Origin of the sequence: Streptomyces bicolor (genome assembly GCF_000719285.1) — a bacterium.
GTDB classification, from domain to species: Bacteria; Actinomycetota; Actinomycetes; order Streptomycetales; family Streptomycetaceae; genus Streptomyces; species Streptomyces bicolor.
In genome coordinates this window covers 69,729-85,162 of the sequence record NZ_JOFS01000010.1, presented here as the reverse complement: position 1 = coordinate 85,162, position 15,434 = coordinate 69,729, and the positions used below count along the sequence as shown (strand labels likewise).

At 69.5% G+C, this 15,434-nt stretch carries 13 protein-coding genes and 2 pseudogenes; 5 read left to right on the top strand and 10 right to left on the bottom strand.

Features of this window, described 5'->3' with window-relative positions:
- The first annotated feature begins 7 nt into the window (after positions 1-7).
- Positions 8-1,804: a hypothetical protein gene (locus IF78_RS0115875; RefSeq protein WP_107049944.1), complete on the top strand. Its 1,797-nt coding sequence runs from the start codon at positions 8-10 to the stop codon at positions 1,802-1,804.
- 102 nt (positions 1,805-1,906) lie between these two features.
- Here the strand turns inward: IF78_RS0115875 and IF78_RS0115870 are convergent, their stop codons facing one another.
- Positions 1,907-2,389: an ATP-binding protein gene (locus tag IF78_RS0115870; protein WP_031476169.1), complete on the bottom strand. Its 483-nt coding sequence runs from the start codon at positions 2,387-2,389 to the stop codon at positions 1,907-1,909.
- Positions 2,390-2,519: 130 nt separating this feature from the next.
- On the opposite strand from IF78_RS0115870, the gene IF78_RS0115865 reads away from it, so the two are divergent.
- The 3 genes from IF78_RS0115865 (at position 2,520) to IF78_RS0115855 (ending at position 4,989) form a co-directional block, all read left to right on the top strand.
- Complete coding sequence (locus IF78_RS0115865; RefSeq protein ID WP_031476167.1) at positions 2,520-3,371, top strand: helix-turn-helix domain-containing protein; 852 nt, start codon at positions 2,520-2,522, stop codon at positions 3,369-3,371.
- A complete protein-coding gene (locus IF78_RS0115860) occupies positions 3,368-3,559 on the top strand; it encodes a DUF397 domain-containing protein (RefSeq protein ID WP_031476165.1) in 192 nt (63 codons plus the stop codon). The genes IF78_RS0115865 and IF78_RS0115860 overlap by 4 nt, the downstream gene beginning before the upstream one ends.
- A 287-nt stretch (positions 3,560-3,846) precedes the next feature.
- A complete protein-coding gene (locus IF78_RS0115855) occupies positions 3,847-4,989 on the top strand; it encodes an ATP-binding protein (protein ID WP_031476163.1) in 1,143 nt (380 codons plus the stop codon).
- Here the strand turns inward: IF78_RS0115855 and IF78_RS43675 are convergent.
- The 9 genes and pseudogenes from IF78_RS43675 to IF78_RS43665 all read right to left on the bottom strand — a co-directional run bounded on the left by IF78_RS43675 (position 4,979) and on the right by IF78_RS43665 (position 14,484).
- Positions 4,979-5,662, bottom strand: a complete 684-nt coding sequence (locus IF78_RS43675) for a DUF4232 domain-containing protein (protein WP_037640562.1) — start codon at positions 5,660-5,662, stop codon at positions 4,979-4,981. The genes IF78_RS0115855 and IF78_RS43675 overlap by 11 nt on opposite strands.
- Positions 5,663-5,864: 202 nt before the next feature.
- Positions 5,865-6,104: a hypothetical protein gene (locus IF78_RS0115845; protein WP_031476161.1), complete on the bottom strand. Its 240-nt coding sequence runs from the start codon at positions 6,102-6,104 to the stop codon at positions 5,865-5,867.
- A gap of 635 nt (positions 6,105-6,739) precedes the next feature.
- Positions 6,740-7,399, bottom strand: a complete 660-nt coding sequence (locus IF78_RS0115840; protein WP_031476159.1) for a DUF4360 domain-containing protein — start codon at positions 7,397-7,399, stop codon at positions 6,740-6,742.
- Between the two features lie 368 nt (positions 7,400-7,767).
- Positions 7,768-8,682, bottom strand: a complete 915-nt coding sequence (locus IF78_RS0115835; RefSeq protein ID WP_031476157.1) for a sulfite exporter TauE/SafE family protein — start codon at positions 8,680-8,682, stop codon at positions 7,768-7,770.
- Positions 8,683-8,811: 129 nt separating this feature from the next.
- Positions 8,812-10,320 carry an arabinosylfuranosidase ArfA gene (arfA, locus tag IF78_RS0115830; RefSeq protein WP_031476155.1) on the bottom strand — a complete coding sequence of 503 codons (1,509 nt, stop codon included), beginning with the start codon at positions 10,318-10,320 and terminating at the stop codon, positions 8,812-8,814.
- 105 nt (positions 10,321-10,425) lie between these two features.
- Positions 10,426-11,400, bottom strand: coding sequence for an arabinan endo-1,5-alpha-L-arabinosidase (locus IF78_RS0115825; RefSeq protein ID WP_031476153.1), 975 nt, complete (start codon positions 11,398-11,400; stop codon positions 10,426-10,428).
- 21 nt (positions 11,401-11,421) lie between these two features.
- A pseudogene (locus IF78_RS43670) lies at positions 11,422-12,274 on the bottom strand (carbohydrate ABC transporter permease).
- Positions 12,271-13,218, bottom strand: a complete 948-nt coding sequence (locus tag IF78_RS0115815; protein ID WP_031476151.1) for a carbohydrate ABC transporter permease — start codon at positions 13,216-13,218, stop codon at positions 12,271-12,273. The pseudogene IF78_RS43670 and the gene IF78_RS0115815 overlap by 4 nt, the downstream one beginning before the upstream one ends.
- A pseudogene (locus IF78_RS43665) lies at positions 13,215-14,484 on the bottom strand (extracellular solute-binding protein). The gene IF78_RS0115815 and the pseudogene IF78_RS43665 overlap by 4 nt, the downstream one beginning before the upstream one ends.
- Positions 14,485-14,762: 278 nt before the next feature.
- Between IF78_RS43665 and IF78_RS43660 the strand changes: the two are divergent.
- Positions 14,763-15,398 carry a hypothetical protein gene (locus IF78_RS43660; protein WP_031476149.1) on the top strand — a complete coding sequence of 212 codons (636 nt, stop codon included), beginning with the start codon at positions 14,763-14,765 and terminating at the stop codon, positions 15,396-15,398.
- The last annotated feature ends 36 nt before the right edge of the window (positions 15,399-15,434 follow it).

Here is a 15,434-nt window from a genome sequence, read left to right as displayed (position 1 = left end):
GCGGAACATGAACGAGGGAGAGCAGCACGCCATGACCGTCGGTGCCGCCGTACCGGACATCGCCTCCTGGCCGCCGTTGGACGACGAAAAGCAGGCCGCCGCAGGGCAGTTGCTCGACTGGGCGGCCGACGACAGTGGGACCGGGCGGCGGTTGTGCCTGGTACGGGGCGCCGCAGGAAGCGGCAAGAGCCAACTGCTCGCCTGGTTCCTGGCCGGGTCCACCGGCCACCCGCGGACGACCGTCCACGCCACCGTCCTGGCCGAGGGGCTGACGGCCGAGACCTTCGCGTGGGAACTGGGGCGCCAACTCGGCTACGGCCCCCTCTCCCCCGCACGCCTGCTGGACCGGGTGAGCCAGGACGAGCGGCCGTTGCTGCTCCTCGTAGCCGATCTGCACCGGTCCGGGGCGGGCCCCGCGGATCTGTCCGCAGCGGCACCGGCGACCCTGGCCGCCGGCCTCCTGGAGCCCTTGCTGTCACTCCCCCACGTGCGCGCCGCCGTGGAGATCGGCGACTCCGGACTGCTGCCCGCGGACGGTGCCGAGATCATCGACCTGGTCGGCGGCCGCACCGCCGTACCCGGCGACCATGAGAGCCCCGGAAAGAGCTCGTTCACGGAGCTTGTCACGACCGTTCCGCACACGCCCGACGGACGGCCTGACTGGTCGCGGGCGCCCGACCCCGCCCTCCGCCACATCCTCGACGCGGCCCTGCGAACCGACGACGAAGGCGCCGCCGTACGCAGCCTGCTGGCCGACCCCGGGTTCCTTGCGCACGGCTCGGCCACCGCGCTCACGGCCACACTCGCCGACGAACGCATCCCGGTGCCCGGACAGCTCCGCCAGGTGTGGAGACGTGCCGCACCCGAGCTGACGGCGTACCGCACCGACAGCGCCGAACGTGCCGCCCTGCTGCACACCGCCGCCGCAGGCACCGACGCGGCCCTGGCCGAGTACCTGCGCCCGCTCGCCCAGCGGCACTGGTGGTCGGCGGTGTGGGCGAGGCCGGACCTGCCGATCGCCGCGCTGGCACCGGTGCCGGGCGACGAACGGCGTCTGCTGACGGCCGATGTCACGGGGCGGATCCGGTCGTACGACATGGACACCGGCGCCGCAGCGGAATCGGCCGGTTCACCGCCGTCCACGCGCCCCGTCTCCATCGCTCCACGCGACGCCGGCTCGGCCCTGCTGCTCGACCAGACCGGCGTGCTGCTGCCGCTCGTGCCCGAGGACGATCCCATCGCCGGGTTCATGCTCGGGCAGATCGCCGAGCGCCACGGTGCGGCAGCCCTCGCCGACGACGCAGCCCAGGTGACCGCACTCGGCAACGGCGGCCCGCGGAGCCCGTACGCCATCGTCGGCGACCGGGGCGGCAACCTCCACGCATGGTCCCTGAGCGACTACCAGGACACGCCGCGCTCCTTCCGCGTCCACGACCAGCCCGTCACCGCCGCCGCCTGTCTCCGCCTCACCGCCGATGACCTGACCCTCACCTTCAGCGCGGCGCTGGACGGCTCGGTACGCATGTGGGAGACCTCGGGTGACCCCATGCCGGTCCCCGTGGAGCAGCGCGGGTGCCTGGCCACGGCGCTCGCGGCGACCGACACCTCCGTCGGTCCGGTGCTCGCCGTCGCCTGGAACGACGCGGAGTTGCACCTGTGGCACGTCTCCTCCGGCAGGATGCGCGCCCTTCCCCTGCTGCACGCGTGCACCACGCTTGCCCTGACATCCGAGGGGCTGGTCCTCGCCGGAAGCCCCGAGGGGCTGTACGCCGCGCGCTTGCGGCTGGACGGGCTCTGGAGCTAGGGCCTGACCGGCGGATCAGGCCGCCTGCAAGAAACGGCAACCTCGTCGACGCAGGTGAGCGTGCCGGGCCGCGCGACGCCGGCATGATCCGCCGGACAGGCCCTAACCCAGCGGGGCAGGGCCGTTGAGCGACAGCCACCCCGGCAGGTCCACCTCGGCACGGACCGTCTTTCCGGGTGCCGCGTCACGGTCCACCACCTCCCACCGGTCGGCCAGCGCCTCGACGAGGACGAGGCCTCGGCCGTGCTCGTCGAGAGGACTTGAGGGCCGTACGTCCCCGGGTTTCGAGGGCCGGGTCCCGGCACGCGTATCACTGACCTCGACCCGGATGCTGCCCGTCGGCAGCGACAGCCGCAGCTCGAAGTCCCGCCCGGGGACTCGGCCGTGCGTGACGGCATTCGCGGCCAACTCGGCGACGATCAGGGCGACGGCGTCGGAGGCACTGCTGCCGTGCGGGATGCCCCAGGTGTGGAGCTGGGCCAGGGCGAGGTGCCGGGCGAGGCGGGCGCCGCGGGGCGTTGCACTGAGGCGCTGGCTGAACATACGTACGGTGAGCGGCGATTGGGGGGTGAGCGGTGCTGGCATGCGCTCAATCTGGCCGCTGTGACGGGCGGTTCACCAGGTGGGCGGCGCGTACGCTGCGGGAGCGTACGCGGTTACGGGCTGGACAGTACTTGTCACTAGCCGTGACCATGAGCCCGGGAGGTGACCGACAGTGGTCGATGGCGCGGTGGGGACGGGTGCGGCTGCGGCAGGCGGCGAGCCGGAGTCCTCGGACAGTCTGCGGACGTTCGGGGCGGTCGTGCAAGCGTTGCGGGAGCATGCGGGGTTGAGCCGGGAGGAGTTCGGGGACCTGGTGGGGCTGTCCAAACACTCCGTGGCTTCGGTGGAGTTGGGGCGGCGGATGCCGGATCCGACGTTTTCGGAGCGGTCGGAGCCGGTGTTGGGGAACACGGGAGCCCTGCGGAAGGCGGCGCGGCATCTGGCTCGGCAGCCGGGGTTGGCGGCTTGGTTTCGGCGATGGGCGCAGCTGGAGACCACGGCGATCACGCTGTACACGTATGAATGCCGGTTGGTTCCGGGGCTGTTGCAGACGGAGGCGTACGCGCGGACGTTGTTCACGAACCAGCTGCCGCCTCTGAGCGACGAACAGATCGAGGCACAGTGGGCCGCGAGGGCGGAACGTCAGCAACTGCTGCGCGAGCGACCGAACACGGCGTTCGCCTTCGTCCTGGAGGAGCACCTCTTCCGTCGCCGGACCGGAGGGGCGGAGGTAACCCGGAATCTCATCGACCACGTGCTGGAGATCGCCGAACTGCGAAACGTAGAGATCCAGATCATGCCGACTGTGCGGGAGACACACGCAGGGCTCGACGGCCCGATGCAACTCCTGGAAACTCCGGAGAACAAATGGTTCGCCTACTGCGAGGGACAGCGAGGCGGTCTGCTCATCTCCGACGGGAAAGAGGTCAGCGTCCTCCAAAGGCGGTATGCCAGGATGCTTGCGCAGGCTCTCACCGTTGAAGACTCCGTGAGCCTGTTGCAGCGGATGCGAGGAGAGCTATGAGCACCAGCGAACTGGCCTGGTTCAAGAGCAGCTACAGCAGCGGCGGCGACGGCGACTGCGTAGAGGTCGCCACCTCCCCCCACACCATCCACGTCCGCGACTCCAAGAACCAGCAGGGCCCCCAGCTCACCCTCTCCCCCACCGCCTGGGCCGACCTCGTCACCCACGTGTGCGGGAGCGTTCGCTAGTACACCGCACCCTGCTTGAGAGGCACTGGTACCCGCCGCCATCGGTTCGAGCCGATGATTGAGGGCCTCAGGGGCGCTCGGAACGGGGCCGTACGCGGCTTCGGCGGGTCCCCGGACGCGCTCCCGGCACAGTGCGCGGCCCCTGCGCCGACCGCCTCCCCGCACGCCCTCACCCGCCCGTCCGGGGCCTCGACCAAACGGCTCTGACCTGGTGTTTTCCTGGATTCCTCCTAAGCTGGGGAGGTCTGCCGGACGCCATGGGAGGGGTCTTCATGAGTGGGGATGGCATGGGGTACGACGCTGCCCGAATCGAGGTGCTGGAGGGGCGGGCGGCCATTCGGAAGCGGCCGGGGATATACGTCGGCTCGATCGGCCAACGCGGCTTGCATCAGTTGGTGTTCGAGGTCGTCGGCCAGGCGGTGAACGAGGTCCTGGCCAAGGGTGCCGGTTCCGTCGACGTCACGCTCACGGCCGACGGAGGCGTGCGGGTCACCGACGACGGGCCGGGGGTTCCTTTCGAGGCCCGAGCCTCCGGTGACTCCGGCGGCACGGGCCTCGAAGCCCTGCTGACGAGTCAGTACGCCGGGTCGGCGCCCGGTGGCCGGAACCTCGCGGCCGTCGGCCCTGTCGGTGTGGGACTCGTCGTCGCCAACGCCCTTTCGAGCCGACTGACGGCCGAGGTGCGGTGCGAGGGGGTCCGATGGGTCCAGGAGTACGCGCGCGGTGTCGCTCTCGCCCCGCCCTCGGCCGTGGGGTCCGCGACCGGAAGCGGGACGACCATCGCCTTCTGGCCCGACACCGAGATCTTCGAGACGACGCGCTGCTCGTTCGCCGTGCTGGCAGAGCGTTTCCGGCAGTTGGCCTTCCTCAACAAGGGCCTGGGGATCTCGCTGACCGACGAGGGCCTGTCGGGCGAGGTCCGGGCGGTACGGTTCCGGTTTCCGGATGGAGTGCGGGACTTCGTGGCCGCCCTCGACGCGGAGGCAGGGGCGACCCTTCAACCGGACGTCATCGGCTTCGAGCAGGAGGACCCGCGGATGGCGGGCACGATGGAGGTGGCCCTCCTCTGGAGCGGCTCTCACGGAGAGAGAATCCGCAGCTTCGCCAACAGCCTGCCCACTCCCCACGGCGGCACGCACGTGGACGGCTTCCGCGACGGAGTGACCGCCGCGGTCACCGCGTACGCCCGGGACCGGGGGCTGCCGACGGCGAACTCCGTTCCCGCCGCCGACCGGGTCGGCCAGGGCCTCACGGCAATCGTGTCGGTGAAGCTCGACCGCCCCGAGTTCCTCGGCGCCACGCGCGGGCAACTGGGCAACACAGACGTGCGGGTCTGTGTCCGGGAAGCCGTCCGGGAGCGCCTCGGCAACTGGTTCGAGGAGCACCCGGAGCAGGCCATGGAGGTCGTCGACCGGATCGTCAGTAGGTGAGCGCGTCCTCAGCGGTGCCGAAGAAGCTGGTGACCTGGCCGTCGTTGACCGTGACGGGGCCATCGCCGACCGGCACGGTCGTGGGGCTCTCGGCGGGGGTGAGCGCGATCTCCACCTTGTCGGCGCTCTTGCCGCCCGCCGTGTCGGCGCGCGAGAACATGATCCCGGCGTAGGCGCGCTCGCCGGCCTTCAGAATCCAGTCCTTGCCCGCGGGTCCCATGTGCTCGGCGGCGCCGTCGAGCCCCGGAATCGTGATCACCAACTCGTTGGCCGGCAGCAGACAGGGGTCGCTGCCCTTGTTCTTCGCGGTCAGCAAGGCGTGGTTGACGGGCCTGGACGCGACGGTGACGTCGTAACTCAGGTCGGTCGTCTCGCACATGCCCACGCCTCCGTCCTGGCCGTCGTCGGACCCGGCCTCCGACGGCCGCGGGGTGCTGCCACCGCTGCCGGAGGAGCCCCCGCTCGCGCTGCCGCCGTCACCCGGGACGGCCGTCGTGGGCGCGTCGGAGCCCTGGCCCGTACCCGCAGGGGACGTAGGGGATGGGGTCGCCGTCGCGCTCGGTGCGGCTGTGTCCCCCTCGGCGTCGCCGTTGCATGCGGTCAGCGCCATGATGCCGAGCGAGAGAGCGGCCAGTACGGCGGCGATACGGCGTGAACGGGCTGCGTGAGCCATGAGAAGTCCCCCCGGAGTCGGAATGTCCCGGGGATCATGCCTCGTGAGAGCGATGGTTCCGCCTGATCACACGGAGCGGGAGCCGTTTCCGCACACGTTTGTGACACTGCGACAGCAAGCGAGGAAATACGAACCAATACAAGTGGACACAAGCCAACGGGCCCCCGGAACGAAATTCCAGGGGCCCGTTGCGCGCATTTCGTCAGTGAGCGGCGGCAGCGTGCGCGTGCACGCCCAGCGCGACACCCTCGGGCGAGACCGCGGCGAACACGTCGGCGCAGGCGACGGCGGACACGGACTCGGAGAGACCGCCGGCAAGGCCGCCGGAGAGGGCGCCCGCGATACCGCCGGAGGCAGCGGCACCGCCCGCCTGACCACCGGAGACGTTGTCCAGAGCGGCGTCGGCTATCTCAGCCGTTTCAATCTGCGGCGTGAAGCTCATGACCTGCGGTTCCCTTCGATTGAACAGATAGCGACAGGATGAAAGCACGCAGAAGAGGGAGACGGCCAGCCGCCCGATGACGTTCCACGACGCATTCCGGCGACCTGCTTCACCGCTATGACCGTCGGGTCACCGAATACGCCAACTCCTTCACCGGACCTGTCGCCTTACTGCGTTCCTGACGGTTGCAGCGCGATTCCCAAGGCGGACACTTCGGCGGCAAGACGGCGCGCGGCGCGATGGATGTGGTGGACGGCCAGGCCGGCATGAACTCCTGGTGCGCTGGTGTGGACATTTGCCGGAGGTTCGGGCCCGCCACCGTCCGTGCTGACCTGACAACAAACTTGACGAGCCGTCACTTTTTCAACTGACAGCTCATCAACAGCATCCCTCCTTACGGTGCCGTGCCCATGACAGGCTCATCTTTGAAGGGCACAGCAGAGGCAGCAACCCCCACCACGATCGGTCGCCGCACCGTCCTGATCGCCACCGGCGCCACGGCCGCCACCCTGGATCCCCGCCCCCGTCCCGCCGTACCACCGTGGGCCCCGGTCATGACAACGGACCGGAGCCCCGGCGTCGGCAGAACTACGTACGGGCGGAACCACGTACGGGCGGAACTACGAATCCCGCGGCTACTTGCCCGGGCACTCCTTCCACGCCAGGTGGTACACCGTGCTGATGTCCCCGTCCGTCGAGTCCATCGTCATGAAGCTGACCTTGTCCGGCGAGGACGTGCCCGCGTTTACCCTCAGCTCGGTGTTGATGTTGAAGTTGCGCTGAACTCCACAGGGTGCCCAGACCAGTTGGGCCCAGTCGGTGCTGTCGGTGGCCTGCCAGTTGTCGTTGAGGGGGCCGCTGAAGGGGTGGCTGCGGAACTGGGTGTTCGGGGAGCCCTGGAAGTAGTACGAGGCTCGCTGGATGGCGCTCGCGCCGGGCTGGAGGGCCGCGAAGCCGCGGTAGTCGGCGCTGGCGATGGCGTACGTGAAGCCCTGCGGGACGTGCACGACCAGGTTGAGCTGGCAGTTCTTGCGGAACGCCGTGGGGTCGGAGTTGCCGCCGACCTGGGCGAGGTAGTCGCTGTAGGTGACCGTGAAGGCGGTGTTGTCCTCGGAGACGGCGACCGCCGTGGTGCCCTGCGGGCAGCCGGAGCCGTTCACCGTGGCGACCTTGATGACGATCTTGTCCGGGGGCGGGTCCTCGAACGCCGGCGCCGCCTGCGCGGGCAGCGCGCCGGTGAGCAGAGCGGCCAGCGCGCCGCCGCTCAGCAGGAGTCTCAGGAGTCCACGTGCCATGGATCTCTCCCTGGGGTTGGGGGGTGGCTGAGCCTCCCGCTCGCAGAACCCTTGAAGAAACAGTGGGGTTTCTGTGAAGGCCGGAGGCGTTGGAATCGTAGGGAGCCCCCTGAATTCCAGCCAGGTCGAACTCCGGCCATTCACAAGCGAGTTGAGTGATGGATCCCGGTTTCCCCAGGCACCCGCGGATATGGCCTTCACCCACGACTCGTACACAGGCGGCGAGAACATTCACACCGGGCAGCTCTTCTTCGCTCTACGTGGTGTTTTCCGAGTACGGCGAGGTCGCCCCGCCCGTGACGGCACTCGGTGACAGCGTGTCCGACGGCTACAAGGCGACCTTGACAGTCAGGCCCAGTCAGGCCCAGTCAGGCGCTGACCGGCTGCCGTTCCTCGACGGGCTCGGCCCCGGCCGCCTTCCCCTCCCTCAGGTGGGCGCGGATCGAGTACGTCAGGGCGGCGGCCCACAGCGCGTACAGGGCGACGTAGACCGCTACGGCCGTCGCTCCGGACGCCGCGATCCAGTCGCTGTTCAGCAGGGTGCGGACGTTGGTGACGAGGATGACGCCGCCGACCGCCGAACCCAGCACCCGTGGCGGCAGGATGCGCACCAGCCACGCGGCGATCGGCGCGGCGACCAGGCCGCCGACGAGGAAGGCGGCGACCCACACGAAGTCGATGCCCTGCGAGCCCAGCGAGAGAAGGAAGCCCAGGCTCGCCGCCACCGCCACCAGGAACTCGCTGGTGTCGATCGAACCGATGACCTTGCGCGGCTCCATCCGCCCGGAGGCTAGGAGGGCGGGCGTACCGACCGGCCCCCAGCCCCCGCCGCCGGTCGCGTCCAGGAAGCCGGCGACCAGTCCGAGCGGGGTGAGGAAGCGGCGCCGCAGCGGCAGGCCCACCCGGTCCTTGGGCAGACCCCGGAAGGTGAACCGGGACATGACGTACACGCCCAGACCCAGCAGGATGAGCGACATCAGCGGTGCGGCCACCTCGGTCGACAGCTTCGACAGGACCGTCGCGCCGAGGAAGGACCCGACCGCGCCGGGCACGCCGATCTTCCCCACGACCTTCCAGTCGACGTTCCCGAACCGCCAGTGCGAGGCGCCCGACATCAGCGTCGTACCGATCTCGGCGAGATGGACCGTGGCCGAGGCGGCGGCCGGGTTGGTGCCCATGGCCAGCAGCAGAGTCGTCGACGTCACGCCGTAGGCCATGCCGAGGCTGCCGTCCACGAGCTGGGCTCCGAGGCCCGCGAGGGCGAGCAGTATCAGCGTGCGCATGCGGCCGGTCCCGTCTTTCCAAGGTTTCCTACCGGGTTGGTAGGGATGGACGGGACCGGACTTTAGGGCATCAAACTGAGGGCGGGCTGAGAGTGTCCGAGATTTGGACGGGTGTCCAAGGTGTGGACATCAGCCCAGCCGGATCACGTTCCAGGACAACGGTTCCAGTACGGCGGTGAGGCGGCCGTCCTTCAGCTCGGCGCCCTGGACCTGGTGTGGGGCCACCCGCTCGGGGTCGTCGAGGGTGTTGCGGGCGTCGGGGTCGGCGTCCGCGAGGGCGCTGTGCTCGACGACCGTCGTCAGGTCGAGACCGTTCAGGGCGACTTCCAGAGGCAGCGCCTCGGTACGGCTGCGGTTGACGGCGAAGACGGTGACCGTTCCGTCCTCGGCGCGTACGGCCGTGGCGTGCAGCAGGTCGGCCTGGCCGTACTTCTTCGTCTCGTACGTCGGGGAGTCCACCCGGACGTCCAGGACCTGGCCACGGCCGTACTTGGCGGCCTGCGCGAAGGGGAAGAACGTCGTCTGCCGCCAGGCCGGGCCGCCCGGCTCGGTCATGATCGGGGCGATGACGTTGACGAGTTGCGCGAGGCAGGCGACGGTGACGCGGTCGGCGTGGCGGAGCAGGGCGATGAGGAGCGAGCCGAAGACGACCGCGTCCATGACGCTGTAGTTGTCCTCCAGGAGACGGGGGGCCTCCGGCCAGTCCTCCTGCGACTTGGCGTGCTCCTCCCACTCGGGCAGGTACCAGACGTTCCACTCGTCGAAGGAGAGGTTGATCTTCTTCTTGGACTTCAGCCGCGCGCCCACGTGGTCGGCCGTCGCGACGACGTTCTCGATGAAGGACTCCATGTCGACGGCGGAGGCGAGGAAGGAGTCGAAGTCGCCGTCCTGCGGCCAGTAGTAGGCGTGCAGCGAGATGTAGTCGACGAGGTCGTACGTCTCCTTCAGGACCGTCGCCTCCCACTCGGCGAAGGTCGGCATGGACTGGCTGGAGGAGCCGCAGGCGACGAGTTCGACCTTGGGGTCCATCTGGCGCATGGCGCGGGCCGTTTCGGCGGCGATGCGGCCGTATTCCTCCGCCGTCTTGTGGCCGGTCTGCCAGGGGCCGTCCATCTCGTTGCCGAGGCACCAGAGCTTGATGCCGAAGGGGTCCTTGTCGCCGTGGGCGACACGGAGGTCGGACAGGGCGGTGCCCTCGGCGTGGTTGGCGTACTCCTGGAGCTCGAGGGCCTCCGCGACGCCGCGTGTGCCGAGGTTGATGGCCATCATGGGTTCGGACTGGGGGCCGATCTTGCGGAGGAAGGCGATGTACTCGGAGAGGCCGAAGCGGTTGGTCTCCGTCGAGTGCCAAGCGAGGTCGAGGCGGCGGGGGCGGTCTTCGGCGGGGCCGACGGAGTCTTCCCACTTGTAGCCCGAGACGAAGTTGCCGCCCGGGTAGCGGATGGTGGTGACGCCGAGTTCGCGGACGAGGTTCAGGACGTCCTGGCGTAGGCCCTTGTCGTCGGCTGTGGGGTGGTCCGGTTCGAAGATGCCGGTGTAGACGCAGCGGCCGAGGTGTTCTACGAAGCTGCCGAAGAGTCGGGGGTTTACCTCGCCGATGGTGAAGGCGGGGTCGAGGGTGAAACGGGCGGTGTGCATGGTCGCCTTTCGAAGGGGGTCGTTCTGAGTCGTTGGCGGGTGCGGGTGCGTGGGGGTTGCTCGCGCCCACGCGGCGGAGCCGCATATGGACACAGCCCCGCGCCCCTAAAAAGCCTTTGGCCAGCCGGTACTTGTCCAGCTCAGGCGGTTCAGCCCTAGCTTGGGGGTGCCCTCGCCCTCTGCGTCGTAGTAGTGGTACGCCAGCCAGTCCTGGCCGTCTCGGGCTCGGAATACCGACTGGCCGCCGGTGCCGACATACCGTCCGTGGCCCGCGAGGAGCAGGTCTCCCCCGCCCTCCAGCAGTGGCTTGCCCTCGCTGTCCATGTACGGGCCTGTCACGGTCGTCGACCTGCCCACCCTGATCTTGTACGTCGAGTTCACGCCCGCGCAGCACTGGTCGTAGGACGCGAAGAGGTAGTAGTAGCGGCCGTGCTTGACGATGTACGGGCCCTCCACCGCGTACGGAGCGTCCGGGCGGGTCGCCAGGTGGTGGACCGGGGCTCCCTGTGCCGCCTTGCCCGTACGCGGGTTCAGCTCGACCATGCGGATGCCCGTCCAGTACGAGCCGAACGACATCCACAGCCTGCCGTCCGCCTGGACGAGCGCCGGGTCGATCGCGTTCCAGGAGTCGGTGGTCTCGGACGTGAGGACCTTGCCGTGGTCGGTCCAGGTGCCGGGCAGGCCGGAGCGGGACGTGGCCACGCCGATCGCGGAGTGGTTGGTGCCCCAGCTCGACACGGCGTAGTAGAGCCAGTACCTGCCTGCCCGGTAGGAGATGTCGGGCGCCCACGGGTCGCCGCTGTCGTTGTACTCGTACCACCAACTCGGCGGCTCGGCGAAGGCGTTGCCGGCGTCGTCCCAGTGCCTGAGGTCCTTGGAGAGCCGGGCGCCGAGCACGCCGCCCGTCGAATAGGCCACGTAGCCGCCTGACCTGAGGCGGATGATCGTCGGGTCGTGGATGATCTGCTGACCGGTGAGGGGCTGGGGGTCGGGGTACGTCGGCTCCGCCTGTGCCGTGGTGGTCGGCAGCAGGGCGAGTACGGCGGCGGCGAGCAGGGTCGTGAGTCTCCGGCGCTTCAAGGCGGGGTCTCCTCTTGTCGCTTACTGGCCTGCCAGACCTGTGTGGGCCACGCCCCGCACGATCTGGCTCTGGAAGAAGACGAACACGGCGATCAGCGGCAGGCCCGCGATGATGCCGCCGGCCATGAGCTGGGGCCAGACGATGCCGAAGGCGTTCTGCACGGTGGCGATGCCGTTCGGCATGGTCATCAGGTCGGGGTTGTTGGTCACCATGTACGGCCAGATGAAGTTGTTCCAGGACGCGATGAACGTGAAGATGCCGACCGCCGACAGCGACGGCTTCGACAGCGGGGAGCACGATCGTGAAGAAGATCCGCCAGCGGCCGGCGCCGTCGATGAAGGCGGCCTCCTCCAGCTCGCGCGGCAGGGACTGGAAGAACTTGTAGAGGATGTAGACCATCGCGGCGGGCGCGCACTGCGGCAGGATCATGCCCCAGTAGGTGTCGACCATCCCTAGCGACTGCACGGTGGTGAACAGGGGGACGCCCAGGACGGCCGGGGAGAACATCAGGCCCGCCATCGTGAGCGCCATCAGGGCCGACTTGCCGCGGAACTCCGTGCGGGCGAAGCCGTATCCGGCCAGCGACGACACCAGCAGCACGATGAAGGTGACGCAGACGGAGACCACGACCGAGTTCACGAACCAGTTGGGGATGTTGCCGGCCTCGATGACGCCCCTCCAGGACTCCAGGGTGAAGTCCTCGGGGATCCAGTGCGGGGCGGCCACGGACTCTGTCGGGGTCTTGAGGGACGTGGACAGGGCCCACAGCAGCGGGGCCAGCCAGATCGCCGAGAGGGCGGCGGCGACCAGGGTCAGGGCGATCTGGCCCGGGGTCCAGGTGCTGCGGGGCGTGCGCAGTACGGGAGTTGTCATCGGGTGTACTCCTCGCGCCGGCGCAGCAGCCACATCCGTCCGAGGGCGACGGCCGCGATGATCAGGAACAGGATGAAGGAGATCGCGGAGGCGTAGCCGACGCGGTAGCTGGTGAAGCCCTGTTCGAGCGTGTACTGGACGAAGGTGCGCGTCGAGTCCTCCGGCCCCGGGCCGAACTGGTACATCACCACGGCCTGGTCGAAGACCTGGAGCGAGGCGAGGACCTGGAGCGCGATCACCAGGCCGGTGATGTTGCGCAGGTTGGGGACCGTGATGTGGAGCAGTCGCTGGAAGGCGTTCGCGCCGTCCAGCTCGGCCGCCTCGTAGAGGTGGTGGGGGATGTTCTGCAGGGCGGCCAGGTAGAGGAGGAAGGAGAAGCCGACCGTCCACCACAGGGTGGCGATCACGATCGCGAGCAGGGCCGTCGACTTCTGGGTCAGCCAGGGCGTGTCCAGGCCGAGGACGTGGTTGACCATGCCGTTGGTGGGCTGGAACAGCCACCACCACAGGTTGCCGATCACCGCGGAGGGGAGCAGGAAGGGGGCGAAGAAGCAGAGCCGCCACAGCCACTTGAAGTGGAGCGTGTGGTGGGCGATGAGCGCCATCAGCAGGGCTACGACGACGATGGCGGGGACGACGTACAGAGTGAACCGCAGGCTGTGCCCGAGGGAGGACCACACCAGGTCGTCCTGGAGGGCCTCGCGGTAGTTGTCGAGGCCGACGAAGCTGGTGTGGTCGCCGGAGATGTTGGCGTCGGTGAAGCTGAGGTAGAGGCCGCGGACGACCGGCAGGATGACGAAGAGGCCGTACAGGACGAAGAACGGGGCGACGAACCAGCCGCCGTGCTGGAAGCGGTTCGACCAGCGCAGGCGTGCCGAGTCGGCGGCGGTGGCCGCGCGGGGGCGCAGCGTTCCGGCGGCGACCGTGCTCGTGGTGCTGCTCATGCGCCGGCTCCCTTCAGCTCCTCGGCGGCGGTCAGGCCGCTCATGGGGTTGTGGGCGGCGAGCAGCTGCGCCAGGGCGGATCTCATACGGCCCGCCGCGGCCTGCGGGCTGACGGAGCCGAGGTTGGCGGCGGCGATGATCGGGCCGATGCGCGTGGCGAGGATGCCGGTGGAGCCCGCGAACCAGATGTGGGGTTCGGTGGCCGGGTGGTCCATGGCGGGCTTGGAGTACTCGTTCTGGGGGGCGAGTTTCAGATACGCCGGGTCCTTGAAGGTGGGCAGGTAAGCGGGGATGTGGCCGCCGTTGGCCCAGGTGGTGGCGTGGGTGACCAGGTAGGCGGCGAGACGGTGCGCACCCTCGTTGGCGGCGCCGCCCCGGTCGGCCTGGTGGGGCAGCACGAAGGAGTGCGACTCGGCGTGGGTGGCGGGCCGGCCGAAGACCGGGGGCAGCGGTTGGGCGCCGTACTCGACCTTCTCCGCGTTGAAGTACGGCACCGACCAGTTGCCCTCCCAGGTGAAGGGCGAACCGGCGAGGAAGGCCTCGCCGTCGGTCGCGCCGAGGGTGACGTAGCCGTCGGTGACGTGCTTGCGGAAGAACTCCAGGACCTGGGTCGCCTTGTCGACGTCGAAGGTGAGCTCGGTCTGGTCGTCGTTGAAGTAGGTGCCCTGGAGCTGCTGGTAGAAGGCGACGAAGAACCACCAGCAGAAGTTGGCGTCGTTGGCGTGCAGGCCGAGCGTCTGCACGCCCTTCTTCAGCTGCCCCTTGGCCGCCTTGAGGATCTCGAACCACTCGTCGGGGGAGGTGGCGGAGGGGAGCCGGCCGTCGGCGTCGAGGAGGCCCGCCTTCTCGCAGACGTCCTTGCGGTAGAAACTCAGCTGGACGTGGATGTCGAGGGGCAGGGCGTAGAGCTCGCCGTCGACGATGCCGCGCTGCCACAGCACGGGGTTGAAGTCGGCCTCCCGTACGCCGAACTCGGCGAGCGGGTCGATGTCCCAGGGGTCGAGGAGGTCGGCCGGGTGCGAAGCCGGGGATGCGGCCCTGGTGCATGACCGCGAGTTCCGGCGCGCGGTTGCCGGCGGCGGCCATGGCGACCTGGTTGTTGCCGTCGCCGCCCTGGAAGAGGTTCCAGTACCGCACCCGGGTGCGGGCACTGGAGGCGAGCGCGTCGGCGCCGGTGCCCAGTGCCGCGAAGCCGAAGCTGCCGGCCACCGCCAATCCCCCGGCGGTGGCCAGAAGTTGCCTGCGATTCAGGTCAGGTCGTCCCATTCCCCGCCCTAACTGTTCGGCATTTCGAATTGCGCACGTAACTTCGAACGGGACCGTAGGGTGGAAGCGCTTTCTAGTCAATGCCTCGTGCACGAATTACGGATGGGGCGGCGCTGCCCGGGGCAGGGGTCGGACGAGGTCTGGCAGCGGCCGGTCGGGGCATCCGCTCGGTAGTGGTCGTTACCGGTTGAACAACGGTCGCCGGTTCACATGACGCGGACAGTTCGGGACGCGTAGGCTCGAACAGCCCGCCGAGCGGCGGAGGAACAGGGGGTGCGATGGACATCGCGGGCGCGCGCAAGAGGGCGGCCCGGGTCGTTTCGCTGCTACGACCGCGGCGCTCTCACGGCGCCTCGGCGATGCGCGACCTGGCCTCCGATCTCAGCGCCACCCTGCGTGCCAGACCCCACCCCCCGGCCGGCGTACGCGAGTTGTGCCACGCGCTGTGCGCGGAGATGAGCGCGCGGCGCGACGGGCGGCCCGTCGAGCTGCGCTTCGAGCGGTTCCCCGACGAGATCGAGGTGACCGGGCTGTGGGTGGAGTTCCAGGACTTCGACCTGGTCATCGTCGAGGAGCGGGCCGAGGCGGTGCAGCAACTGGTCATCCTCGGCCATGAGTTGTGGCATCTGCACACCGGGCACGGGCACGACCACACCGCCGGCACGGCGGCCGTGCACGCCCTGGCCGACCGGCCCGGGTGGAAGGACGTCGCCCTCGCGGTGGCCGCCCGCGACGGCTCCCGGGAACGGCACGAGGCCGAGGCCGACGACTTCGGGCACCGACTGGCCGCCGCCTTCCGGCCGTTGCTGTCGGGGCGGGGCCCGGACGCGCCGCTCGGGCCCGTGCAGCGTTCGATGGGGTATCGCGGAAGCGGAAGCGGTGGCGGGAACGGAAACCGGGGGACGGCGCGGTGATCGGCCCGCTGGCCCAGGAACCCTCCGACCTCCTCG

Excerpts from the sequence above, each read along its gene's own strand:
- IF78_RS0115860 (WP_031476165.1), top strand. The coding sequence starts at position 3,368 with ATGAGCACCAGCGAACTGGCCTGGTTCAAGAGCAGCTACAGCAGCGGC.
- IF78_RS0115855 (WP_031476163.1), top strand. The coding sequence starts at position 3,847 with ATGGGGTACGACGCTGCCCGAATCGAGGTGCTGGAGGGGCGGGCGGCC.
- IF78_RS43660 (WP_031476149.1), top strand. The coding sequence starts at position 14,763 with ATGGACATCGCGGGCGCGCGCAAGAGGGCGGCCCGGGTCGTTTCGCTG.
- IF78_RS43675 (WP_037640562.1), bottom strand. The coding sequence starts at position 5,662 with ATGGCTCACGCAGCCCGTTCACGCCGTATCGCCGCCGTACTGGCCGCT.
- IF78_RS0115840 (WP_031476159.1), bottom strand. The coding sequence starts at position 7,399 with ATGGCACGTGGACTCCTGAGACTCCTGCTGAGCGGCGGCGCGCTGGCC.
- IF78_RS0115870 (WP_031476169.1), bottom strand. The coding sequence starts at position 2,389 with ATGCCAGCACCGCTCACCCCCCAATCGCCGCTCACCGTACGTATGTTC.
- IF78_RS0115815 (WP_031476151.1), bottom strand. The coding sequence starts at position 13,218 with ATGAGCAGCACCACGAGCACGGTCGCCGCCGGAACGCTGCGCCCCCGC.
- arfA (WP_031476155.1), bottom strand. The coding sequence starts at position 10,320 with ATGCACACCGCCCGTTTCACCCTCGACCCCGCCTTCACCATCGGCGAG.
- IF78_RS0115875 (WP_107049944.1), top strand. The coding sequence starts at position 8 with ATGAACGAGGGAGAGCAGCACGCCATGACCGTCGGTGCCGCCGTACCG.
- IF78_RS0115835 (WP_031476157.1), bottom strand. The coding sequence starts at position 8,682 with ATGCGCACGCTGATACTGCTCGCCCTCGCGGGCCTCGGAGCCCAGCTC.
- IF78_RS0115845 (WP_031476161.1), bottom strand. The coding sequence starts at position 6,104 with ATGAGCTTCACGCCGCAGATTGAAACGGCTGAGATAGCCGACGCCGCT.